At 71.5% G+C, this 20,982-nt stretch carries 30 protein-coding genes; 20 read left to right on the top strand and 10 right to left on the bottom strand.

Annotation, left to right across the window (positions count from 1 at the left end; genetic code table 11):
* Window positions 1-4 precede the first annotated feature (4 nt).
* Window positions 5-460, top strand: coding sequence for a gas vesicle protein GvpJ (gene gvpJ / locus ACIRNI_RS15335; RefSeq protein ID WP_403551788.1), 456 nt, complete (start codon window positions 5-7; stop codon window positions 458-460).
* Between the two features lie 5 nt (window positions 461-465).
* Entirely contained in the window at window positions 466-1,179 is a 714-nt protein-coding gene (locus ACIRNI_RS15330; RefSeq protein ID WP_403551786.1) for a GvpL/GvpF family gas vesicle protein, read from the top strand.
* 71 nt (window positions 1,180-1,250) lie between these two features.
* On the opposite strand, the gene ACIRNI_RS15325 is transcribed toward ACIRNI_RS15330, so the two are convergent.
* From ACIRNI_RS15325 to ACIRNI_RS15315, 3 genes are all read right to left on the bottom strand, one after another.
* Entirely contained in the window at window positions 1,251-1,424 is a 174-nt protein-coding gene (locus tag ACIRNI_RS15325; protein WP_403551784.1) for a hypothetical protein, read from the bottom strand.
* A 171-nt stretch (window positions 1,425-1,595) separates the two neighbouring features.
* Window positions 1,596-1,802 (bottom strand): cold-shock protein, encoded by a 207-nt coding sequence (locus tag ACIRNI_RS15320; protein WP_403551782.1) that lies wholly within the window; start codon window positions 1,800-1,802, stop codon window positions 1,596-1,598.
* A 272-nt stretch (window positions 1,803-2,074) separates the two neighbouring features.
* A complete protein-coding gene (locus tag ACIRNI_RS15315; protein ID WP_403551780.1) occupies window positions 2,075-2,839 on the bottom strand; it encodes a hypothetical protein in 765 nt (254 codons plus the stop codon).
* Between the two features lie 203 nt (window positions 2,840-3,042).
* Between ACIRNI_RS15315 and ACIRNI_RS15310 the strand changes: the two genes are divergently transcribed.
* The 15 genes from ACIRNI_RS15310 (at window position 3,043) to ACIRNI_RS15240 (ending at window position 10,661) form a co-directional block, all read left to right on the top strand.
* Window positions 3,043-3,474 carry an Asp23/Gls24 family envelope stress response protein gene (locus tag ACIRNI_RS15310; RefSeq protein ID WP_403551778.1) on the top strand — a complete coding sequence of 144 codons (432 nt, stop codon included), beginning with the start codon at window positions 3,043-3,045 and terminating at the stop codon, window positions 3,472-3,474.
* Window positions 3,475-3,511: 37 nt separating this feature from the next.
* Window positions 3,512-3,739: a hypothetical protein gene (locus ACIRNI_RS15305; RefSeq protein ID WP_403551775.1), complete on the top strand. Its 228-nt coding sequence runs from the start codon at window positions 3,512-3,514 to the stop codon at window positions 3,737-3,739.
* Window positions 3,736-4,182 carry an Asp23/Gls24 family envelope stress response protein gene (locus tag ACIRNI_RS15300; RefSeq protein WP_403551773.1) on the top strand — a complete coding sequence of 149 codons (447 nt, stop codon included), beginning with the start codon at window positions 3,736-3,738 and terminating at the stop codon, window positions 4,180-4,182. The genes ACIRNI_RS15305 and ACIRNI_RS15300 overlap by 4 nt, the downstream gene beginning before the upstream one ends.
* Window positions 4,179-4,850 (top strand): DUF6286 domain-containing protein, encoded by a 672-nt coding sequence (locus ACIRNI_RS15295; RefSeq protein WP_403551770.1) that lies wholly within the window; start codon window positions 4,179-4,181, stop codon window positions 4,848-4,850. Before ACIRNI_RS15300 ends, ACIRNI_RS15295 begins: the two co-directional genes overlap by 4 nt.
* Window positions 4,851-4,860: 10 nt before the next feature.
* Window positions 4,861-5,454 carry an alkaline shock response membrane anchor protein AmaP gene (amaP, locus tag ACIRNI_RS15290; protein WP_403551768.1) on the top strand — a complete coding sequence of 198 codons (594 nt, stop codon included), beginning with the start codon at window positions 4,861-4,863 and terminating at the stop codon, window positions 5,452-5,454.
* 307 nt (window positions 5,455-5,761) lie between these two features.
* On the top strand, window positions 5,762-5,974 hold the full coding sequence (locus ACIRNI_RS15285; RefSeq protein WP_403551766.1) for a hypothetical protein: 213 nt from the start codon (window positions 5,762-5,764) through the stop codon (window positions 5,972-5,974).
* Between the two features lie 3 nt (window positions 5,975-5,977).
* Window positions 5,978-6,394: a GvpL/GvpF family gas vesicle protein gene (locus ACIRNI_RS15280; RefSeq protein ID WP_403551764.1), complete on the top strand. Its 417-nt coding sequence runs from the start codon at window positions 5,978-5,980 to the stop codon at window positions 6,392-6,394.
* A gap of 35 nt (window positions 6,395-6,429) precedes the next feature.
* Window positions 6,430-6,681, top strand: a complete 252-nt coding sequence (locus ACIRNI_RS15275) for a gas vesicle protein GvpG (RefSeq protein WP_403551762.1) — start codon at window positions 6,430-6,432, stop codon at window positions 6,679-6,681.
* Between the two features lie 22 nt (window positions 6,682-6,703).
* Window positions 6,704-7,318 (top strand): hypothetical protein, encoded by a 615-nt coding sequence (locus ACIRNI_RS15270; protein WP_403551760.1) that lies wholly within the window; start codon window positions 6,704-6,706, stop codon window positions 7,316-7,318.
* Window positions 7,315-8,421, top strand: a complete 1,107-nt coding sequence (locus ACIRNI_RS15265) for an SRPBCC family protein (RefSeq protein ID WP_403551758.1) — start codon at window positions 7,315-7,317, stop codon at window positions 8,419-8,421. The genes ACIRNI_RS15270 and ACIRNI_RS15265 overlap by 4 nt, the downstream gene beginning before the upstream one ends.
* Before the next feature lie 27 nt (window positions 8,422-8,448).
* Window positions 8,449-8,916, top strand: coding sequence for a gas vesicle protein (locus tag ACIRNI_RS15260; RefSeq protein ID WP_403551756.1), 468 nt, complete (start codon window positions 8,449-8,451; stop codon window positions 8,914-8,916).
* Window positions 8,916-9,740: a GvpL/GvpF family gas vesicle protein gene (locus ACIRNI_RS15255; protein WP_403551753.1), complete on the top strand. Its 825-nt coding sequence runs from the start codon at window positions 8,916-8,918 to the stop codon at window positions 9,738-9,740. The genes ACIRNI_RS15260 and ACIRNI_RS15255 overlap by 1 nt, the downstream gene beginning before the upstream one ends.
* On the top strand, window positions 9,737-10,015 hold the full coding sequence (locus ACIRNI_RS15250; protein WP_403551751.1) for a gas vesicle protein: 279 nt from the start codon (window positions 9,737-9,739) through the stop codon (window positions 10,013-10,015). Before ACIRNI_RS15255 ends, ACIRNI_RS15250 begins: the two co-directional genes overlap by 4 nt.
* Window positions 10,005-10,436 (top strand): gas vesicle protein K, encoded by a 432-nt coding sequence (locus ACIRNI_RS15245; RefSeq protein ID WP_403551749.1) that lies wholly within the window; start codon window positions 10,005-10,007, stop codon window positions 10,434-10,436. The genes ACIRNI_RS15250 and ACIRNI_RS15245 overlap by 11 nt, the downstream gene beginning before the upstream one ends.
* Before the next feature lie 51 nt (window positions 10,437-10,487).
* Window positions 10,488-10,661 carry a CsbD family protein gene (locus tag ACIRNI_RS15240; RefSeq protein ID WP_355363182.1) on the top strand — a complete coding sequence of 58 codons (174 nt, stop codon included), beginning with the start codon at window positions 10,488-10,490 and terminating at the stop codon, window positions 10,659-10,661.
* Between the two features lie 77 nt (window positions 10,662-10,738).
* Here the strand turns inward: ACIRNI_RS15240 and ACIRNI_RS15235 are convergent, their stop codons facing one another.
* Window positions 10,739-11,305, bottom strand: a complete 567-nt coding sequence (locus tag ACIRNI_RS15235; protein ID WP_403551746.1) for a GNAT family N-acetyltransferase — start codon at window positions 11,303-11,305, stop codon at window positions 10,739-10,741.
* A 102-nt stretch (window positions 11,306-11,407) separates the two neighbouring features.
* Between ACIRNI_RS15235 and ACIRNI_RS15230 the strand changes: the two genes are divergently transcribed.
* Complete coding sequence (locus ACIRNI_RS15230; RefSeq protein ID WP_403551744.1) at window positions 11,408-11,647, top strand: DUF2283 domain-containing protein; 240 nt, start codon at window positions 11,408-11,410, stop codon at window positions 11,645-11,647.
* Window positions 11,648-11,728: 81 nt separating this feature from the next.
* Here ACIRNI_RS15230 and ACIRNI_RS15225 read toward each other — a convergent pair whose 3' ends face one another.
* Complete coding sequence (locus ACIRNI_RS15225) at window positions 11,729-13,201, bottom strand: MFS transporter (RefSeq protein WP_403551741.1); 1,473 nt, start codon at window positions 13,199-13,201, stop codon at window positions 11,729-11,731.
* 233 nt (window positions 13,202-13,434) lie between these two features.
* Between ACIRNI_RS15225 and ACIRNI_RS15220 the strand changes: the two genes are divergently transcribed.
* Together ACIRNI_RS15220 and ACIRNI_RS15215 are read left to right on the top strand one after the other, a co-directional pair.
* On the top strand, window positions 13,435-14,184 hold the full coding sequence (locus ACIRNI_RS15220) for a GntR family transcriptional regulator (protein ID WP_361415800.1): 750 nt from the start codon (window positions 13,435-13,437) through the stop codon (window positions 14,182-14,184).
* A 96-nt stretch (window positions 14,185-14,280) separates the two neighbouring features.
* Window positions 14,281-15,378: an adenosine deaminase gene (locus ACIRNI_RS15215; RefSeq protein ID WP_403551739.1), complete on the top strand. Its 1,098-nt coding sequence runs from the start codon at window positions 14,281-14,283 to the stop codon at window positions 15,376-15,378.
* A 22-nt stretch (window positions 15,379-15,400) separates the two neighbouring features.
* Here the strand turns inward: ACIRNI_RS15215 and ACIRNI_RS15210 are convergent, their stop codons facing one another.
* The 5 genes from ACIRNI_RS15210 to ACIRNI_RS15190 all read right to left on the bottom strand — a co-directional run bounded on the left by ACIRNI_RS15210 (window position 15,401) and on the right by ACIRNI_RS15190 (window position 20,911).
* Window positions 15,401-15,685 carry a hypothetical protein gene (locus tag ACIRNI_RS15210; protein WP_361415804.1) on the bottom strand — a complete coding sequence of 95 codons (285 nt, stop codon included), beginning with the start codon at window positions 15,683-15,685 and terminating at the stop codon, window positions 15,401-15,403.
* Window positions 15,686-15,765: 80 nt separating this feature from the next.
* The gene (locus ACIRNI_RS15205; RefSeq protein ID WP_403551737.1) at window positions 15,766-16,695 is read right to left on the bottom strand and encodes an LD-carboxypeptidase; all 930 of its coding nucleotides are present in this window, start codon (window positions 16,693-16,695) and stop codon (window positions 15,766-15,768) included.
* Window positions 16,692-18,671: a prolyl oligopeptidase family serine peptidase gene (locus tag ACIRNI_RS15200; protein WP_403551735.1), complete on the bottom strand. Its 1,980-nt coding sequence runs from the start codon at window positions 18,669-18,671 to the stop codon at window positions 16,692-16,694. Before ACIRNI_RS15200 ends, ACIRNI_RS15205 begins: the two co-directional genes overlap by 4 nt.
* A 52-nt stretch (window positions 18,672-18,723) precedes the next feature.
* Complete coding sequence (locus ACIRNI_RS15195) at window positions 18,724-20,085, bottom strand: M20/M25/M40 family metallo-hydrolase (RefSeq protein ID WP_403551733.1); 1,362 nt, start codon at window positions 20,083-20,085, stop codon at window positions 18,724-18,726.
* The gene (locus tag ACIRNI_RS15190) at window positions 20,078-20,911 is read right to left on the bottom strand and encodes a M55 family metallopeptidase (protein WP_403551730.1); all 834 of its coding nucleotides are present in this window, start codon (window positions 20,909-20,911) and stop codon (window positions 20,078-20,080) included. The genes ACIRNI_RS15195 and ACIRNI_RS15190 overlap by 8 nt, the downstream gene beginning before the upstream one ends.
* Between the last annotated feature and the right edge of the window lie 71 nt (window positions 20,912-20,982).

The following is a 20,982-nucleotide window of genomic DNA, read 5'->3' as shown; positions in this document are numbered from 1 at the left end:
CACCATGACCGTGGTGCCACAAGGCGGCGGAGGTGCCGTCGCACGCGGCGGGGGCGGTAGCTCGTCATCGCTCTACGACGTGCTGGAACTGATTCTGGACCGGGGCCTCGTCATCGACGTCTTCGCCCGCGTGTCCCTGGTGGGCATCGAGATCCTCAAGGTCGACGTCCGTGTCGTGGTGGCCAGCGTGGACACGTACCTCCGCTTCGCCGAGGCGTGCAACCGCCTCGACCTGGAGACCGGACGGAAGGCCCCGGCCCAGCTGACCGACGTGGTCGGCGAGATCACCGAGGGCGGCGCCCGGGGCAAGAGCAAGGGAGCGCTGACCGGGGCCGTGGAGGCGTTCTCCGAGTCGTTCCGCAAGGGCCGCGACGAGCAGTCCGAGCGAGAGCCCGAACCGGTCGAGGAGCGTGAGAGGTCCCGGCCCGAACGCAGACCCCCCAGGCACCGGGAAGAGTGAGCCCCATGTCGGTCTACGTCTACGCGCTCATGGCGGCCACGCACCCGCTCCGGCTCGACGGACTGTCCGGGGTGGGAGACCCCCCGCGGCCGCTCCGCGTGGTGCAGGGGTCGTCGGTCGCCGCCGTGGTCAGCGACGCTCCGGACGGGCTGCGCGCCAAGCGCCGCGACGTGCTCGCCCACGAGACGGTCCTCGAAGAGCTGATGGGCCAGGCGACCGTGCTCCCGCTGCGCTTCGGCGCCCTCGCCCCGGACGACGAGTCCGTCCGCGACACTCTGGAGGAGCGCGCCGACGCCTACCAGGAGCGGCTCGCGGCCCTCGACGGCTGCGCCGAGTTCCACCTGAAGGTCTCCTGCGACGAGGACGTACTGCTGCGCGAAGTGCTGCGGCAGTCCGACGACGCGCGCCGCATGAACGACGAGATCCGGGCCGGACGCGGCGGACAGGAACTGAAGCTGGCGCTCGGCGAGCTCGTCGCCCGCGAGGTAGAGGCCCGCCACGCGTCGTTCGGCTCCGGCATCGTCGAAGCGCTGCGCCCGCTGGCACGCGAGACCAGGGTGTCGGAGGCGGCCGGGGACGACTTCCTCGGCGCCTCCTTCCTCGTCGAGCGGCCCCGGCAGCAGGAGTTCACGGCCCGGGAGGCCCGGCTCGCCGAGGAGTACGGCGAGGACTTCGACTTCCGGATCCACGGACCCCTTCCCCCGTACAGCTTCGTCTAGGCGCAAGTGAGCGGGGCCCGCTGCTTCACACACCGAGCCCCGTTCCTCCCGCGCCCCTCGGGGGGACGTGATCAGTGGCGGAAGCCGTCCTTCGCGCCCTCCTTGGCGGCTCGGGCCTTGCCCCGTGCCTCAAGTGCGGCGCCCTTGGCGGCGGTGGTGTCCTTGCCCATCGCGTGGGCCACCTTCCTCACAGCCTTCCCGACAACCTGCTCGGTCGTGCCCTTGGCCTTCTGCCCGGCGCTCATGTCGGTCCCTTCGTCGACGCTCTACGATGCGCCTGCCCCTTGAGGCCGGACGGAAACAGTGCCCCGCTTGTCACGAGGCCCCATGCCGGCCCTGAGGTGAAGCCGGGGACCTGGACATTGCCGCTCGACGTCGATCCGGATCTTCGTCACGCCAGCCATCCCGGCCGGCGACTAGTCGGGGAGACGGTGGATGTTGTCCGCCCGACGCCCTGCGGCATCGAAGGTGATGTCGAACAACACCCTCTCGCCCTGGACCAGTCGGCGGGCCGGTCCGCGAACCGCAGAAAGCTCGGCCAGAACCTCTGGCTGATCGCGCCCTGGGCAGATCATTCCGACACCCTGGTCGGAGTCGAACCACTTGACGACACCACTGGGCAATGGACGTCACCTCCCGTTCAGCTCGGAGTCAGTACCAGACCTGAACCGTCCGCCCGATGCCGACCGCCCTTCAAGGCGTGTGAAGGGGCGCGAAGCAGCAAACACGACATGCCCGCCGCGCAAGGCGCCTGGTGTTACGGCCCCTGCGCCGGGGGAGATAGGCCACCTGTCGCAGCAGGCAGGCCCAACTCTCGCCGAAGGGGACTCCGGTGGTTCAGGGCGTGGACACCGCTGTGCGGGATCTGGGGGATGGTGCGCCAGAGCCTGGCCGGCTAGGCCGCGGTTTCCGTGATGAGAACGGCGGCGGTGACCGGACCCGAGGTGTCGGTGGAGGCTGCGTCGGCTACGGCGGCCCGGACGGCGCGGGCGACTTCCAGTGGATGGTGTCCGGGGGCGACCGCGAGGTGGACTTCGATGCGTCGGCTGGGTGGATCGTCATGGTCGTCCACCTTGACCGGGCGGCTTCCCAGCACGGTGGTGAGGCGGGCGACGCCCCGAACAGCCGTCGCGACGTCAGCCAGCTCACCGGCGGGGCCCCGCATGGGTCGTGGTCCGGACCCCGGGGCCGGGCTTCGTGCGGGTGCAGCTTCCGGCGCGGGCCTTACGGCCTCCGCCGCGGGCCGCGACTCCACGACCGCCTGCGGGCCCTCATGGAGATCCGTCACACGCAGGTCAGCCGTGACGGTGGGCAGGCCGAGCCGTTCAGCAGCCGCATTGAGCAGGGCGCTCCTCAACCGGTCGGCACTCTCAGGCAGCGGCTGCCCGAGGGATGCCGTGAAGGTGGCTTCGATCCTGAGCGGGCCAGGCGGTAGCGCACTGGTCGGCGGACGGACGGTCGGCTCGGAAACAGGCTCGAGCGGTGCCGAACCGATGCGCAGAGACTCCAGCCGAACACCGGGAATCTCAGCCGCAGCGCGCCCGAGGACCCGGACGGCCGCTTGCTCAGTGATCCATGTCCCGTCGTCGGGCCCGCCGAGCGGGAGCAGCCGGCCCAGGCCGAGCTGTTGCCGTGCTGCCTGCTTCCACGCCTCAGACACCGGTCTCGCACCCTCTTTCTTTCTTGGCCGCCGTTCTCTTCCTGCCGCGCTGCGCCCGGAGTGACCGCGAGGGCGTCGCGCAGGAACGCTCAGGCCACGCGTTGCCACCCCCGCCTCACACTCCATATCTGGAATAAAGGTACTAAATCGAATATAATGCAGATAAATAGTGCAGAGTTACTTCTTTAGGGAGGAACTCCCTGATGACTGAGAACGCCGGCATACGGCACGGCAGTGTGCCCGGTTCTCGCGGCCGGACGGACATCGCCGATGTGGTGGTGGAGAAGATCGCCGGAATGGCGGCGCGGGACGTGCGCGGCGTCTATGCCCTGGGCAGCGGTTTCGCTCGTTCGATGGGATCGATGAGGGAGCGGATGCCCGGCGCCGGTGCCGGCAAGTCCGTCACACGCGGGGTCAGCGTCGAGGTCGGAGAGGTGCAGGCGGCCATCGACTTGGAGATCGTCGTCTACTACGGCACCTCCATCACGGACGTGGCCGGGGCGGTCCGGGAGAGCGTGATCTCCGCAGTGGAGCGGCTGGTGGGTCGGGAAGTCGTGGAAGTCAACATCATGGTCAGTGACGTGAAGCTGCCGGAGGAGGAGGACGACGAAGAGGAAGGGCAGCGGGTCCAGTAGCCGGGCGCGAGCTGCTCTTTGAGCGAAGGAGCACGTGATGAGCAGGGCCGTGGTGGGCTTGATCGCCGGAATGGCGCTGGGTTTCGCGGCATATTTCGGTGACTTCTGGTGCTTCCTGCTGGTGCTGGGGCTCGGCGTCGTCGGCCTGGTGATCGGGCGCCTGCTGGAAGGCGATCTCGAACCGGGCGACTTCGTCCGTCGGCGAGACCGGCAGGAGCGGATTCGCGATGACCGGCGACGGACTCGGGGAGACTGGCAACGGTGACCGGTGAAGCCGTACAGCGTTCGGGCGTCCCCCGCGGCGAGCGCGGTGCGATCACCGTTGCCGACCGGGTTGTCGCGAAGACCGCTTCCCGGGTGGCGCGCGAGGCGCTCAGCCGGTTCACCGAGTCGACTGGCCACGTACCACCTGGGCGCCGGACGCCACGCGTGACCGCGTCCGTGCAGCAGGCACCGGAGCGGAGTGCCGCAGGACGAGACGCCGAGTCTGCCGCCGGGCGGCAGGCGGTGCTCGGGGAGGTGCACATGCACATCACCGTCGAGCTCGGCTATCCGTCCGACATCGGGGCGCAGTGCGCCGCAGTGCGCCGGGAGGTTACCGAACGGGTCAGGACCTGGGCCGGCATGAAGGTGTCCGACCTCGTGGTGTCGGTCGAGAGGCTGCACTCGGTGCATACGCGGCACACGGACCAGGGGAGGGTGAGATGAGCGCGAACGCCTGGCGGCAGCCGAGCACCCCACCCTCCGAATCGGGACAGGCAGCTCCTTCTGCCGATACCCCGGGCGCGGGCACGACAGCGGTGACCGAAAAGGAAGGCCGGTCGCCGCATCGCTTCTGGTCTGCGCGGAGGATTGCCGCCGCCGTCGTAGCCCTACTGTCCGCTGCGGCCACCGGCTTGCTCCTGTACGACGTCATTTCGGTTCGGGCAGGCGGGTCTGCGATGCGATGGCGCCGGCGACTCGCCGAGGAACTGGCCCAACGGCCGCTGGAGGACACCTGGATGATCGTCGGGGCCGCCCTGACGATGGCCCTCGGCCTGTGGCTTTTCCTGCTGGCGGTGACACCGGGTCTGCGCAGGCTGCTGCCCATGCGGCAGCCCACCGGTATCCCCGAGAACAAGGAGGTCCGCGCCGGCATCGACCACCGCGCGGCCGCCCTGTTTCTGCGTGACCGTGCCCTGCAGGTGCCCGGTGTGCAGTCGGCACAGGTCGCTGTCGGCCGCCGGAAGGTCAAAGCACGGGCACAGGCCCATTTCCGCGATCTCGAGGAGGTCCGCGCGGACCTGAAGGCCGCGCTGGGCGAAGCCGTGACGTCCTTGCGACTTGCCCGGCAACCCACGCTGACCGTGCAGGTCCGGCGCCCGAAGAAGGGCTGAGGAGATCTCGATGCTCAAGACAGGGAACCGGGTGCTGCTGGGGCTTTGCGGCCTTGGACTGTTCGCCCTGGGTGGCGGCGTGCTGCTGGGCGGCCTGGATCTGCAACGCCGCTGGGGTTTCCGCATGCCGGACTGGTGGCCCTTCCGTGGGCCGGCCGACGTGCTGCTGGGCACCGAGGGACGCACCCGGTGGCGGGACGAAGGCTGGTGGTGGCCGACCGTCATCGCGGTACTCGCCGTACTGCTGGCCCTGCTGCTGTGGTGGCTTCTTGCGCAACGCAGTCACCGCCTGGGCCGGGTCCTCGTCAACAGCAAAGACGGCGCGGCAGCACAACTCAACGGCCGCACGCTGGAGAAGGTGATCGAGGACGAGGCGCAAGCCCTCGACGGAGTCTCGCGAGTCCATGTACGGCTGACAGGCCGACCTACTGCTCCCACCGCCCGCGTGCGACTGTTGCTGGAGCCTCACGCGGATCCAGCGCGGACCGTGGAGCGATTGAGCCGGGAAACACTTGCACACGCCAGAGTCTCGGCCGGCCTGGACCGCCTCCCGTCGAAAATCCGACTCCGGGAAGCCCAGCACTCCGCCCGGCGCGTCGCCTGAGATCCCCCGAACCGCAATTCCGGGGTAGCGGCGAGGCTTTCCGGGCGGCGTCGCGCGGCCGCGACAGTGGGCTTGGCTGCACGGGGCGCGACGGCGCCGGGGAGATCCCGGTGATCCAGTTCTCCCACACCCATCGCCGACGGCACCACGCCCCCGGGCCTGGGCGGAGCCCATGCACGGCAGCGCCTTCGAGGCTGCGCATCGTTCTTGCGCGCGAGGCGGCCGTGGAGATCAGGCTAGAACCGGCCTCGTCCTATATGATTAATTTAATGCTTTTGTGCACTTTTGGCAGTGGGTGAGCAGTGTCATGCCTTCGGAGCGACAGACCAGCGGACGCCACCCCGACGTACTCGAACTGAGCCTGGACCGCGGCCTGCTGGCCGGCGTGGACACACCCACGGACGCGGTGGAGGCGTTCTCGGAATCCTTCCGCAAGAGCCGTGACGACGAGCCCGAACCAGTCGAGGAACGGCAGCGGGAACGGCCGGAGCGCCGCCCTCCCAGGCGCCGGGAAGACTGAGCCATGCCGGTCTACGTCTACGCGATCACGGCAGCGACGCATCCACTGGGGCTCGACGGCGGCGGGGTCGGGGATCCACCACAGCCACTGCGCGTAGTCCGGGACACGATGGAGGAGCGCGCCGGCGCTTACCAGGAGCGGCTCGAGGCCCTGGAGGGCTGCGCCGGGTTCCACCTGAAGGTGTCCTGCGACGAGGAGGCCCTTCTCCGGGAGGTGCCGCGGGAGTCGGACGACGCGCGGCGGATGAACGAGGACCTGCGCCGGGGCCACGGTGGTCAGGAACTGAAGCCGGCTCTCGGCAAGCTCGTCGCCGACGAGGTCGGAAGGCGTCATGAATCCTTCGCGTCCGGAATCGTCGATGCGCTGCGCCCCTCGGCGCGGGAGGTGCGGCTGTCGGAGGCGGCCGGGGAGGTTTCCTGAGACTCCTGTGTGAGTCGGGAAGGAGCCATACGGACATGGGCGTACTGGTTCAACTGCTCACCTTCCCCCTCGCCCCGCTACGAGGCGTCGGATGGGTGGTGCAGCGCGTCACCGAGGTGGCGGAAAAGGAGTACTACGACGAAGGCCCGGTCCTCCAGGCGCTCACGGAGCTGGAGCGGGAGCTGACGTCCGGCCGGATCGATCAGGAGACCTTCGACAGGCGTGAGGACGAGCTGCTGGACCGGCTCGACGAGATCCGCCGCTTCTGGGAAGGAAGCAGGCCATGAGGTGTCAGGAGGACCCCCGGCGATGACGAACATGATGACGGGCGCGGCCCTGGTCGGCGGTTACGTGCTCGGACGGACCAAGAAGGCCAAGGTCGCGATCGCTCTGGCGACCTGGGTCCTCAGGAAGAAGATCGACCCCAAGAAGGTGGCGTCTCTGGTCACGGATTCACCCGCCCTGGACGCCCTGGGTGAACAGATCCGCGAGGAACTGGTCACCGCCGGCAAGGAGGCCGCCGCCACGGCCGTGGCCGCCCGGGCCGACCGGTTGGCGGATTCTCTCCACGAGCGCACGCTCAGCCTCCGTCAGGAGATACCCGGGGTCGCCAAGGACGAGGCGGATGACGGTGCCGACGTGGACGACCAGGAACCCGGGAGGGACGAGGGAGACACGGACGGCGCTGAGCACCTGAGGGGCGAAGAAGAGGGTGGTGACGGGGAAGAGCCGGAGCGCAGCCCCGGCCGACCGGCTGCCAAGCGGCGCGCGGAAGTCCGTTCGGACAAAGCAGCCAAGGCGGTACTGCGTCCCCGCATGCGGGACACGGGCGGTGAGTCAGGTCGGCCCCGACGTCCGGGCGGGGAGCGGGGGCGGGATCGTGAGACGGGTGAGGAACGTGCCCGGAGGAGGTTTGGAGCATGACCGACAGCGGACGCACGCGTCTGGCCGGCGATGCCGGCGACCGGCTCAAGGAAGAACTCCAGAAGTACCTGGAAGCTCGGGCACAGAAGGCCGTCACCGGTATGGGAGAGCGTCTCGGTGAAGCCACCCGGAACCTGGGCGACCCTGGCAGTTCGCTCGGTAGTGCGTTCGGCGCGCTGTCCAAGGGCGGTGAGGCACTCGGCAAGGGCAAGTCGCCCCGCCGCGCCATGGCCTCGATGGCGATGTCGCACATCACCAGCGGCGTGAAGGAAAAGGTGGCCGGCCTCTTCGGAAAGATCGGAAAGGGCGGCGGCAAGGGCGAAACCAAGGGCAAGAGCGTCCTGGTCGTCGAGGACATCGACGTGGGCGTACCCGTCCGTCAGGCGTACGACCAGTGGACACGGTTCCAGCAGTTCAGCCGCTTCGCCAAGGGTGTGGTCAACGTCGAACAATCCGACGAGACGACGAGCCAATGGCAGGTGAAGGTAGCCAAGTCCAATCGCAGCTGGAAGGCGAAGATCGGCGATCAGATCCCGGACCAACGCATCACCTGGACGTCGGAGGGCGCCAAGGGCACCACCAAGGGAGCGGTCACCTTCCACCCGCTGGGCGACAACCTGACCAAGGTGCTGCTGGTCATGGAGTACTTCCCCAAGGGGCTGTTCGAGAAGACCGGGAACATGTGGCGCGCGCAGGGCCGACGGGCCCGCCTGGATCTGAAGCTGTTCCGCAAGTTCGTCACTCTCCAGGAGGAGCCCGCTGATGGCTGGCGCGGCGAGATCCGCGACGGCGAGGTGGTGAGCGACGCCGAGGAGGAGACGGGTAAGCCCCAGGACGGGCGCGAGAACGAGGATGAGGACGAGGACCTGGACGAAGCAGAACCGGCGGACGACACCGAGGACGCGTACCACGAAGACGAGGCCGAGGGCGAGGAGGAGTACGAAGAGGACGAGGACGACGACCGCAGTGAGGGCGGGCGCTCCGAGGCGCGCGAACCCTACAAGGAAGACATAGAGGACGAAGGTGAAAGGGCGTACGAAGACGAGGACGAAGAGCCGTACGAGGACGAACGTCCAGGTCGCAGCCCCTCGGCCCGGCGCTGAACTGCCCCGAATCGAGGTCGAACCGCCGTGAGCGAACCCGTCTCCAGCAACCTCGGCTCCTTCCCGTCCCGGGCATCACCGTCCTACGGGCAGGGTTCGTCGGCCAACCTGGCCGACATCCTGGAACGTGTCCTGGACAAAGGCATCGTCATCGCAGGCGACATCCGCATCAACCTCCTCGACATCGAGCTCCTCACCATCAAGCTCCGGCTGCTGGTCGCATCGGTCGACAAGGCCAAGGAGATGGGAATCGACTGGTGGGAGCACGATCCGTCCCTGTCCTCCCGCGCCGTCGAACGCCCCGGACTCGCCGAGGAGAACCGGCGCCTGCGCGAGGAGATCGCCGCCCTGAGGGACGCCCGCGCTCTCCCGCCCAGGAGGCGCCTGGAGGAAGAGGCCCCGGCACCCCGGCGGCGCACAGCCGGCCGGGAAGATTTCGAAGGCCGGGAAGGCAGGGGAGGCAGAGACGTGCACCGGCCCTCCGGAGACGGGTGATGAGCGCGACGGTCGACTATCTGTACGCGATCGCCGCCGCGACGACGGAGCTGCGTGAGGCGGTGGCAGCCCTGCGGGGCGTCGGCGACGCGCCCGTCCGTGTCGTGACCGACCGGGACGTGGCCGCGGTGGTCAGCGATGTGCCCTCCGCCGACTTCGAGGAGGCGCCCCTGACCGCCCACCTGGAGGACTTGGGCTGGCTGGAGACAGTCGCCCGTGCCCACCACGGTGTGATCGACGCCGTGGCGGCCAGGACCGCCGTGCTTCCCCTGCGGCTCGCCACCATCTACCGCGACGATGACGGAGTCCGCACGATGCTGGCGGCCGGCCGGGACGACTTCCTCCCCCGGCTCGCGCGGCTCGCCGGTCACGTGGAATGGGGCGTCAAGGTCTTCTTCGCCCCCGACCCCGCAACGGACCCGGGCACGGGCACCGCGGCCGCACCGCCCGCGCCGGAGCTGAGTCCCGGCCGGGCCTACTTGCGCCACCGCCGCCAGGAGCGGCGCACACGGGACACCGCGTACCAGGAGGCACTGGAGGCCGCTCAGCGCATCCATGTCGCCGCCCGCGGCCGGGCCGTCGAGCACACTCGTCATCGTGCGCAGCAGGGTGCGCTGGTTGAAGGGCCGTTCGAGAACATCGCCAACGACGCCTATCTCGTGCCCTCCGACCGGTCCGAGCCCTTCCTCGCGGCCGTCCGGCAGGCGGCCGAGGGCGAAGACACGGTCCAGCTCGAAATCACCGGTCCCTGGGCGCCGTACTCGTTCGCGGCAGCCGCTCCCGCGCCCGAGAACCAGGAGGGCGAGGAGGCGACCGCGGGATGACGGCACCCGGCGTATCCCCGTACACCAGCGGCGGCCAGGCTCCTCTGCCCGGTCGGCAGATCGCCCTGATCGACCTGTTGGACCGCCTGCTCACCAGCGGCGTCGTGGTCACCGGCGACATCACCCTGTCCATCGCCGACATCGACCTCGTACGGATCTCCCTGCGCACCCTGATCGTGTCCATCAGCGCGGAGAATCCGTCCCCCTTCGCGGAGCTCGCCCTGCCGGAGGTCCGAGGCGTCCCGGCTACCGGGCCGGTGCGGGATGTCCGCTGACCCTCGCGGCGGTGTCCCCCACGGGCCCGTCGACCGCTACCAGGAGCTCGCCGACGCGGCGGCGCGCGCCTTCCGGCTGCTCCCCGCAGCGCCGCGCGAGCTGCACCGGTCCGGGCGCGGGCGCCCGTCCGCGCCCACGCACCGGATCAACACCGATCCCGACACGGTGGAGCGCGACCTGATGAAGCTCGTCCTGACCCTGGTCGAGCTGCTGCGGCAGCTCATGGAGCGGCAGGCCCTGCACCGGGTGGACGCCGGTGACCTCACCGAGGACCAGGAGGAGCGCCTCGGGACGACGCTCATGCTGCTGCACGACCGGATGACCGAGCTGTGCGCGCGCTACGGCCTGACCATGGCGGATCTGAATCTGGACCTGGGCCCGCTGGGCAGTCTGCTCCCGCCCACGGAGGATCCCTTTTGACCGGAATGGACAGCGCCGCAGCGGGCAGAAGCGTGACTGGAGGTGACAGACATGGCCACTGGAAAGAAGGCGAAGAACGCCGGCCAGACCGCCAAGGGGAAGGCGAAGGAGGTCGCCGGCAGGGCCGTCGGAAACGAGCGCCTGGAGATGGAAGGCCGGGCGGAGCAGGCCAAGGGTGACGCGAAGCAGACGGCCGAGAAGGCCAAGGACACGTTCAAGCACTGACCCCTGTCCCACCCCTTCCGGTCGCCGGCCGGCGGGAGACCGACCGCTCCTCGCGGTCCTTCTCCCGCCGGCCGCTTCTATGCGAGCGTGTCGACCATGTCCGCGGTGATCGCCCAGCGCTCGTGGTCGCGCCACTCCCCGTCGACGAAGAGGAAGGCGGGCGAGAAGCCCTCCAGCCGGAAGCCGGCACGGCGTACGAGCGCGAGGGAGGCGGCGTTCAGCGGCTGGATATTGGCCTCCAGCCGGTGCAGGCCCAGCGGGCCGAAGGCGTACCGCAGGACCAGCCCGAGCGCCTCGCTCATCAGCCCGCGCCCGGCGGCGTGGGCGAAGACCCCGTATCCCAGTGCGCCGCTGAGGAAGCCGCCGCGCACGATGTTGTTGATGTTGATGAACCCGGCGATGGCTCCGCCCGCCTCCCGCTCGCAGACCAGGAAGGACTCGCGGTCGCCGCTCTCGATGAGGGGCTGGGCGTAGCGGGCGTACGCCTCGGCGCTCACGGGCGGGAAGAGCCAGGGCTTGTGGAGGTCCCGGCTCTCCCCGGCCCGCGCGACGAACTCGTCGGCGTCCTCGTACGTCAGGTGGCGCAGGCCCACACGCGGGCCCTCGATCAGATACGGAGAGGCGGAAGAACGGGTGCCGTGCATCCGCTCAGGCTAGCCGGGCGATCAAGGGCCCGGGGGTGACGCCCCCTGGTCGGGGGCCGTCGATATTCGCTTGCGCGCTCCGGTCACACGGGCGAACCTCGCGTGACCCCTGACGAAAGCGAGAAGATGCGAGTCGAGTACGACGCCACGGCCGACATGGCCTACCTCTACCTCGTCGACGGCATCGGCCCGGGCGAGGCGGTCCGGCAGGTGCCCGTCGGCGAGGACATGATCGCCCTGGTGGATCTGGACGCGCAGGGGCGCTTGCTGGGCGTCGAGGTGTTCGACGCCCGGGCTCGGCTGCATCCCGAGGTGCTGGCTCGTGCCGAGCGGATCGACTGAGGCCCGGCCGAGACGGCGTGGCCGCCCGCGTACCCGGCGGGGTGCCGGGCAGGCGGGCGGCCACGTGCGCCGCGCGGGTGCTCAGTGGTGGGTGAGGACCACCTGGCGCTCGCCGTCCGCGTCCTCGGACTCCGCCGGGTCCGGGCGCTGGATGAGCAGTGCGGTGACGACACCGATGGCGAGCAGCGCGAGCGCCGCGTACATCGCGTGCTGGTAGCCGGCCTCGGTGACGCCGCCCGCGTCGCTGCCCGCCGTGATCATGGCGGAGGCGAGGGCGATGCCGAGCGAGGCCCCGATGCCGAAGCAGGCGCCGTTGAGGCCCGAGAGGGAGCCGGGCTTGTCCTTGGGGGCGGTGGTGACGGCGAGGCCGTTGAGGCCGGTGAGCATGAACCCGCCGTACGTGACGCCGAGCGCGGCGAGGGCCGCCACCAGGATCCACTCGGTGTGCAGGAACAGGGTGGCGAAGACGAAGATCGCGAAGTTGGCGATCGCGCCGGCGACCACCACCGTGCGCCAGCCGATCTTCGGGCCGAGGCGGCCGGTCAGCGGGGCGGAGACCACGCCGATCAGCTGGATGGGGGTGAGGAACAGGACGGCGGCGGTGACGGCGGAGAGGCCGAGGCCGACGCGCGCGTCCTGGGAGAAGAGCGGGATGGTGAGCGCGATCGCGCCGAAGGCGCCGCCGAGGGTGCAGATGGTGGTGAGCAGCAGGGGCCAGGCGCGGCGCGAGGCGAGGACGTCGAGGTCGATCACCGGGTTGGCGGCGCTCTTCTGCGAGACGACGAAGAAGACGAGGGAGGCGACGCCGCCGAGCAGGAAGCCGAGGGTGAGGGCGGAGGTCCAGCCCCAGGCGGCGCCCTGGGCGAGGCCGACGAGGACGCCGGTCAGGCCGAGGGCGAGGGCGGCGATGCCGCGCGAGTCGAAGCGGGCGTCGGCGTCGGCGGTGGGCGGGACGTCGGGGACGTACCGGCGTACGCCGAGGAGGCCGGCGACCGCGATCAGCGTGGAGCAGACGAAGATGCCGCGGAAGCCGATGGTGTCGGCGATCTGGCCGCCGGCGATGGCGTCGACACCGGCGAGGCCGCCGTTGACGGCGGTGATGATGCCGGCGGCCTTGCCGAAGCCGGCCGGGGTGAGCAGCTGGTTCAGGGTGAGGAAGGCGAGGGTGAACATCGCGGCGGAGACGCCCTGGAGGACGCGGCCCGCGATGAAGATCTCGATGTTCGGCGCGAAGACGCAGAGCAGGTTGCCGACGATCAGGACGACGGCGCAGAGCAGCATCATCGGCTTGCGGCCGCGCTGGTCGCTCAGGCGGGCGAGGGTGACCTGGCCGATGGCCGCCATGAGGAAGAACAGCGTCTGGGAGAGGCCGGCGGCCGCGGTGGTGGTGCCGAGGCGCTCGATGACATCGGGCAGTGCGGGGCTGAGCATGGTCGCGTTGATCTGGTAGCCGAGGACGGCGAGGACCATCGCCAGCAGCATGGGGCCGCGCCCCGCCAGATCGGATGTGGCCGCTTCGGCTCCGGAACGCGTCCGGCCGAACGAGATGGACATGTCGGCCCCTTTGCCTTGGATGTCATGTCATGTCGGGAGATCGAACAAGCGATGCACACGCTTGTCAGACAAGCATTGCTGACACAGCCTGAGATCTACGCGCGTCGACGTCAAGACCTCCGAGCAAACTTTTGCTGTTTTCCCAGCTCACATGAGAGCGGCCGGGAGGGTACGGCATTGCCCGCCCGGGGCGGCTCGGCATAACTTGCTGACAAGTGAGCCGAGGAGGGGCAGTGGTGGTCAGCGCAGAGCAGCGGAGACCGGTCGTGGTGCTGTACGAGCGGATCGTGGACGCGATCCACGCCGGCACCTATCCGCCCGGCTCCACCCTCCCCTCCGAGCCGAAGCTCGCCGCCGAGCTGGGCGTCAGCCGCCCGGCCCTGCGCGAGGCCCTGCTGCTGCTCCAGGAGGACGGCCTGCTCTCGGTGCGCCGCGGAGTGGGCCGCACCGTCAACGACAGCCCGCCGCGGCGCGGCTTCGAGCACATCCAGCCCCTGGAGGAGCTGATCGGCGCGGGCGCGCCCGTACGCGTACGGGGCCTGCTGCGCACGGTCGAGGAACCGACGGACTTCACCACCCAGCACCTGCTGGCGCCCGCCCGGGCGGAGCTGCGGTTCTGGGAGTCACTGCTGGCGGCGGACGGTACGGCGGCGGCGCTGAGCCAGGAGTGGGCGGCGGCCGAGGACGTCCTGGAGCGCGTGCACCCGGCCTTCGCCCGAGCCCTGGAAACCCAGCCCGACCCGGTCGGCACGTCGATGCTGGCGGTGCTGACCGGTGCCTCGCGCGGCGTGCCGCTGACGGCCCACAGCACCGTGACGGCGACGCTCGTCGGCCAGCGGCGGGGCGAGCAGCTGGCCCGCTCGGCCGACACCCCGGCGGTGCTGGTCACCCAGGTGGTGCGGGTGAACGACACCCCGGTCATGGCGGCCAAGCACATGCTCCCGACGGGCGCGGCGGCGCTGCCGGTCCTCCAGTCGTCCTGAGAGCAACCGGGCACCCCCGCCCGGCCGCCCGGCGCCGGCACCGCTGTCACCCGCGTCACGGCGCCGACCCGCCCTCGTGGCGTACACTCCCGCCCCATGCACTTGTCTGACAACCTCCCTGCCGCCGCCCCCGCTCCCGCCGACTGGATCGTGCGCGCCCCCAAGGCCGTCCTCCACGACCACCTGGACGGCGGCCTGCGCCCCGCGACGATCATCGAGCTGGCCCGCGACTGCGGCTACACCGGCCTGCCGACCCAGGACCCGGCCGAGCTGGCCGTGTGGTTCCGGGACGCCGCCGACTCCGGGTCGCTGGAGCGCTATCTGGAGACCTTCGCCCACACCTGTGCGGTGATGCAGACCCGCGAGGCGCTGTTCCGCGTCGCGGCCGAGTGCGCCGAGGACCTGGCGGCGGACGGCGTCGTCTACGCCGAGGTGCGGTACGCCCCGGAGCAGCACCTCGCCGCCGGCCTCACCCTCGACGAGGTCGTGGAGGCGGTGAACGACGGCTTCCGCGAGGGCGAGCGCCGCGCCGGCGGCCGCATCACCGTCGGCACGCTGCTGACCGGCATGCGCCACACGGACCGCTCGCTGGAGATAGCCGAGCTGACCGTCGCGCACCGCGAGCGCGGCGTGGCGGGCTTCGACATCGCGGGCGGCGAGATCGGCAACCCGCCGGCCCGCCACCTGCCCGCCTTCCAGCACCTCAAGCGGCACAACTGCCACTTCACCATCCACGCGGGCGAGGCCGTCGGCGCGGAGTCCATCCACGAGGCGGTGCAGGTCTGCGGCGCCGAGCGGATCGGCCACGGCGTCCGGATCACCGACGACATCGCCGAGGACGGCACGCTCGGCCACCTGGCCGCGTACGTCCGCGACAACCGCATCGCCCTGGAGGTCTGCCCGACCTCCAACCTCCAGACGGGCGCCGCGAAGGACTACGCCACGCACCCCATCGACCAGCTGCGCCGCCTCGGCTTCCGCATCACGCTGAACACCGACAACCGCCTGGTCTCCGGCACCACCATGAGCCGGGAGTTCCAGCACATGGCGGACGCCTTCGGGTACGGCCCGGAGGTCTTCGAGGAGTTCACGGTCGCCGCCGTCGAGGCCGCGTTCCTGCCGCTGCCGGAGCGCCGCCGCCTCATCGACGAGGTGATCCGCCCGGGTTACGCCGCCCTCGCGGCGAGCCGCTGATCACCGGGTCACCGGCGCGCGCTCAGACGTCGTAGCCCTGCGCGGCGAGCCACCGGTGCACGGCCGCCTTGTCGGCGACGCTGACGTGGGGCGGCCCGTGCCGGGACGGGCCCTCGTCCCGGTTGAAGGCCGTCTCGGTGACGCGCGCGGTGACCCAGTCGGCCAGTTCGCGGGCGGCGGCGGGCGACAGCCGCCCCTGCTCCCAGCCGCGCCGCGCGTCCTCGGCGGCGCGCGGCTCGAACCGCGCGGCCTCCTCCAGCCATACGGGTACCAGGCGCTCGGCGACCTCTTCGTCGGTTTGGCTCATGGTGACAGGGTGACCGCCCGGCCCGCCGGTCATACCCGGGTGCGCCCGAACGGAGTCCCGCGAGGCAGCCCCGCGAGGCCTCACCGCAGCGCCGGCACCTCCAGCGTCAGCGTGCCCGCCTCCGCGTCGAGGACGGCGGGCACGCCCAGCGGCACCGTCAGGTTCGTCGGGCCGTGTCCGAAGCCCAGCTCCTCGACGACCGGCACGCCGAGCCCGGCCAGCCGGTCGCGCAGGGTCGCGCGGACCGCTGCGTACGGGCCGCAGTCCTGCCAGGAGCCGAGGGCGACGCCCGAGACGCCGTCCAGCCATCCGGCGCGCAGCAGCTGCGTGAGCGCGCGGTCCAGCCGGTACGGCTCCTCGCCGGTGTCCTCCAGGAGCAGCAGGCCGCCCCGCGCGGACGGCCGCGCCCCGGGCGTGCCGAGCTCGGCGGTGAGGAGGGTGAGGCAGCCGCCCAGCGTCACACCTCGCGCCCGGCCCGGCACCAGCGGGCGGGCGGTGTCCAGCCCCAGGGTGCGTACGGAGTCGGGGTCGAAGAGCGTGGCGCGCAGCGACTCCTGGGTGCGGGCGTCCTCGAGGAAGGTGACGGCGGCGGCCATGGGGCCGTGCAGCGTGGCGAGGCCCCGTGCGGCGAACGCCTCGTGGAGCGCGGTCACATCGCTGTAGCCGACGAACACCTTGGGCCCGCCCGCGCGCATCGCCGCCCAGTCGACCAGGTCCACCATGCGCTGGGCGCCGTAACCGCCGCGCGCGCAGATCACCGCCGCGACGGACGGATCGCACCAGGCCCGCGTCAGGTCGCGGGCGCGTGCGGCGTCGTCCCCCGCCAGGTAGCCCAGGTGCCGGTCGAGGACATGAGGCGCCACCACCGGATCGAGGCCCCAGCCGCGCAGGATGTCCAGCCCCGCCCGGAGCCGCTCCTCGGCCACCGGACCGCTGGGCGCGACGATCGCGACGCGGTCCCCGGGCCGCAGCCGGCGCGGCCGCTCCAACGCCCGTACCCGGTCCGTCACTTCCGCAGCTCCAGCAGCGGCACGTCGAAGCGGGTCACGCCGAAGACCTGGACGTACAGCGCGAGTTCCGACTCCAGCGCCCGCGTCATGGTGTCGGCCCGCCTGAAGCCGTGCCCCTCCCCCTCGAAGGCGAGGTACGCGTGCGGCACGCCGCGCCCCGCCATCCGGGCCAGGAAACGTTCCGCCTGGGCGGGCGGGCAGACGGCGTCGTCGAGCCCCTGGAGCAGCAGGAACGGCGCGGTGATCCGCTCGGTGAGCTCGATCGGCGCGCGCTCGCGGTAGCGGCCGGGCACGTCACCGGGCGGGCCGATCAGCGACTCCAGGTAGCGCGACTCGAGGTCGTGGGTCTCCTCCGCCCAGCCCTCCAGGTCGAGGACGGGGTAGAGGAGCGTGCCGCAGGCGTAGACGTCGGTGACGGCGAGCGAGACGGCGGCGGTCCAGCCGCCCGCGCTGCCGCCGCGGATCGCGAGGCGGGCCGGGTCGGCGGTGCCCTCGGCGGCGAGCGCCTCGGCGACGGCCGCGCAGTCCTCGACGTCCAGCACGCCCCACTGCTCGTGCAGCCGCTCGCGGTAGGCGCGCCCGTAGCCGGTGGAGCCGCCGTAGTTGACCTCGGCGACGCCGATGCCGCGCGAGGTGAAGTACGCGATCTCCAGGTCGAGGACGAGCGGGGCGCGGTCGGTGGGGCCGCCGTGCGCCCACACGACGAAGGGCGGCAGCTCGTCGTCGGGGGCGCTGCGGTCCGGGTTGTGCGGCGGGTAGATGTGGGCGTGGATCTCGCGGTTGTCGGGGCCGGTGAAGGTGCGGATCTGCGGTTCGGGGTAGTACGCGGGGTCGACGGGGTCGTCGTGGGCGGAGCCGATGACCCGGGCCCGGCCCGTGCCGGTGTCGAGCTCTACGACCTCGTAGGCGCTGCGCGGGCTGGCCGCGACGCCGATGACGCGGCTGCCGTGGGCGGCGAGGGTGGGCGCCCACTCCGTCCAGGGCCCGGCGGCGTCGACGAGTTCGCCGGTCTCGGGGTCGAGTATGCCGAGGGCGGTGTCGCCCCTGCCGTGGATGACGGCGACGAGGCCGCTGTCGAGCGGGTGGAACCAGCTCAGGCCCACCTTCCACAGCGGCCCGCCGAACTCCTCCGCGCGGCCGGTGCACAGGGCGACCGGCTCCGACGAGCCGGACCGCAGCCGGTACGGCTCCCACCAGCCGCGCCGGTCGGAGACGTACAGCAGCGACCCGTCGGCCGCCCAGTCGGCCTGGCAGACCGACTCGTCGCCGCCGCCCGCGACCTGCCGTACGCCCGTGAAGGGCCCGCCCTCGCCGACCTCGCCGGTCATCAGGAGGGTGCCGTCCCACGGCATCCGGGGGTGGTCCCAGGCGAGCCACGCGGCGCGCCGCCCGTCCGGCGAGAGGCGGGGTCCGGTGACGAACCGGTGCCGTCCGTCGGTGAGTTCGCGCACGGCGGTCCGGTCGCCGGCGGCCGACCCGTCGAGGGGGACGGCCGCGACGACGCGCCGCACCTCCCCCGGTCCCTCGCCGGTGAACTCCTCCAGGACGCACCACACCTCGCCGCGCTCCGGGTGGACGACGGGGTCGGCCCAGCGCAGCCCGCCGCCGACCGGGGAGAGGGGTGTGAGGGGGCGCGGCGGGGCGTCGCCGTCGGGTTCGTACGCGTACAGCCGCTGGTCCGGGAAGTGGCTGAAGACCACCAGCGGCCCGGTCTCCCGCACCGTGCCCGCCCAGGGCCGGCCGCCGTACTCGACGACCCGGGTGCGGACGTTCCAGGGGGCGGGCAGCACCGGCTGCTCGGTGCCGTCGGCGCGCCTGCGCACCAGGGCGCGCCGGCCGCCCTCGGTGGGCCGGGGTTCGGTCCACCACACCTCGTCGCCGACCACGCCGACGTACTCGGGACGGCCGTCGTGCGCGGCGGCGAGCGAGGCGTCGATGGGTGACGGCCAGGTTCCGTAAGCCCCCGTGGGTACCATTCCGGGTGCTCCCCCTCACATGTTCTTGTCGCGCGGTCTTGCCCGTCGGGCGTTACGCGGTCTGCAGGTAGCGGTCGAGGACGCGGATGCCGAAGTGGAGCGCCTCGATGGGGACGCGCTCGTCGACGCCGTGGAAGAGCGCCTGGTAGTCGAAGCCGATGGGCAGCCTCAGCGGTGAGAAGCCGTAGCCGGTGATGCCGAGGCGGGCGAAGTGCTTGGCGTCCGTGCCGCCGGACATGCAGAACGGCACGACGTGCGCGTCCGGGTCGAAGTGCAGCAGCGCGGCGCGCATCTTGGCGTAGGTGGGCGAGTCGACGGGCGCCTGGAGGGCGATCTCCCGGTGCTGGAACTCCCACTCGACGTCCGGGCCGGTGAGCCGGTCCATGGTCGCGGCGAACTCGTCCTCGCCGCCGGGGACGAACCGTCCGTCGACATGGGCGGTGGCGGTCCCCGGGATCACGTTCACCTTGTAACCGGCGTGCAGCATCGTCGGGTTGGCGCTGTTGCGGACGGTCGGCTCGACGAGGGCGGCGGCCCGGCCCAGCTTCGCCAGCAGCGCGTCCGCGTCGAAGTCGGGCGCGTCGACGTCGGCCTCGATGCCGTACAGGGCGGCGATCTCGGTGAGGGCCGCGCGCACGGTGGGCGTGAGCCGTACGGGCCACTGGTGCTCGCCGATGCGGGCGACGGCCGCCGCGACACGGCTGACGGCGTTCTCCCGGTTGACCTTGGAGCCGTGGCCGGCCCGGCCCTCGGCGGTGAGCTTCACCCAGCCGGTGCCGCGCTCCCCCGCCCCGATGGGGTAGAGGGCGAGGTCGGGCCCGGCGTGGAAGGTGTAGGCGCCGGACTCGCCGATGCCCTCGGTGCAGCCCTCGAAGAGGTGCGCCTGGTGGCGGGCCAGGTAGCCGGCGCCGTCGATGGCGCTGGCCTCCTCGTCGGCGGTGTACGCGATGACGATGTCGCGGCGCGGCCGGATGCCGTGGCGCGCCCACTCGCGGACGACCGCCAGGATCATCGCGTCCATGTTCTTCATGTCGACGGCGCCCCGGCCCCACACCAGCCCGTCGCGGACCTCGCCGGAGAAGGGGTGCACGTCCCAGTCGTCGGCGTCGGCGGGGACGACGTCGAGGTGGCCGTGGACGAGGAGAGCGTCGGCGGACGGGTCGGTGCCCTCGATCCGCGCCACCACGTTGGTGCGGCCGGGCGTGCGCTCCAGCAGGGCCGGCTCCAGCCCGGCCTCGGCGAGCTTCTCGGCGACGTACTCGGCGGCGGGCCGCTCCCGGCAGTCGCCGCTGCCCCGGTTGGTGGTGTCGATCCGGATGAGCTCGGAGGTGAAGGTCACCACCTCGTCGAGCGCCTCGGAGTCGGTGTCGAAGGGCCCGTTCGCCGGGGTGCCCTGGGACGTCACGTCAGCCATACTGCTCCTCCACCGCGGCCGAGACGATCGTGGTGACCGCCTTGAAGGCGCGGATGCCCTCGTACATCGTCTCGCTGGTGTACGCCACGCGCCGCTCGCCGCTCACCGCCACGCCGGGTACGACGGTGGCGGCGGCCGCGAGGTGCTCGGCGTCGAACTCCAGCTCCACGGTGAACGGCCCGCCGCGCACCGGTTCGTACCGTACGGCGAGAGCGGTCGCCTCCTTGGCCGCGGCGCGGATGTCGGCGGCCGTACGGGTGGGGGTGCGGCAGACCGCCGCGTACCGCGACACGTGGTCCTTGACGGCGACCTTGCGGGCCTCGGGCGCGTACCCGAGGGCGTCGTCGCAGGTCAGGTCGTCGCCGGTGACGAGGATGACGGGTACGCCGTACTCGGCGACGACATGGGCGTTGAGCAGGCCCTCGCTCGCGCGTACCCCGTTGAGCCAGACGCCGGTGATGGAGTTGGCGAGGTAGGTGTGGGCGAGGACGCCCTCGCTGCCGGCGCCCGTGTGGTAGCCGACGAAGGCGACGCCATCGACGTCGCCGTGCTGGACGCCCTCCACCATGGACAGCGACTTGTGGCGACCGGTGAGCATCTCGGCGCGCTCGTCGAGCCGTTCCAGCAGCAGGTTGCGCATCGTCCAGTGGGCTTCGTTGATCAGGACGCTGTCGGCGCCGCCGTCGAAGAAGCCGAGGACCGCGGCGTTCACGTCGGAGGTGAACAGGGCGCGGCAGCGTTCCCACTGGGGGGTGCCCGGCAGCACGTCGGCCGGCCAGGTGACGCCGGTGGCGCCCTCCATGTCGGCGCTGATGAGGATCTTCAAGCCCACTGGCGTGCCGCTCCGTTCCGTGGTCCGTTCGGTCGTGCTTCCGTGCTGCGTTCCGTCGTGCGTGC

Source organism: Streptomyces sp. NPDC093546 (assembly GCF_044765045.1).
Taxonomy (GTDB): domain Bacteria; phylum Actinomycetota; class Actinomycetes; order Streptomycetales; family Streptomycetaceae; genus Streptomyces.
This window is presented reverse-complemented; position numbering and strand designations above follow the sequence as displayed.